Here is a 490-nt window from a genome sequence, read left to right as displayed (position 1 = left end):
GAAACACGTTCGGCCAAGGCAGGTTGAGCGCTCGCTTGCCGCTCCATGGCGAGAGATTGGGCGAGAGATTGGGAGGCAGTATGCATTGGGGCTGGCGCGCGCGAAGCTGCGCCCCGCAGCGATGGATACCGCCGCTTCACTGGGGGTCACCAACTGATGCGCTGGTCCAACTCGAAGTCCGGTGCCGGTTGTGCTGCCGCGTCCCAATCTGGCTCGACTTGGCTGCCCTCACCCGATTGCGCATCGAGTTCATCCCACAGTGGCGGCCCACGTGCTGACGCGATGTGCGGTGGCTCGGAATCTGCCCCGATGTGGTCCAGGATGTGCCGGATTTCGGCGCTGTGCGTGATAAAGGCGATGATGCGCATCTGCCCGCCGCAGATCGGGCACAAGAGCGGAAACACCTCGTAGATGACGAAACGCTCACGATTCCGCGGATAGGAAATTCAACCGCATGAGGCCAAGTATGGCACGAATTTTGTGCCTCGAA

Annotated in this window: 1 pseudogene; it reads right to left on the bottom strand. The window is 61.4% G+C overall.

The annotated features are described in order from the left end of the window. Window positions 1-146: 146 nt before the first annotated feature. Window positions 147-413 (bottom strand): annotated as a pseudogene (locus tag ACMUOY_RS20095) (IS91 family transposase); the annotation flags it as partial. Window positions 414-490: the final 77 nt, after the last annotated feature.

The sequence above is a fragment of the Candidatus Skiveiella danica genome, from assembly GCF_022705245.1.
GTDB classification, from domain to species: Bacteria; Pseudomonadota; Gammaproteobacteria; order Burkholderiales; family Burkholderiaceae_C; genus Skiveiella; species Skiveiella danica.
The sequence above is the reverse complement of the archived record's forward strand: the minus strand, read 5'-3'. Positions and strand labels throughout refer to the sequence as shown.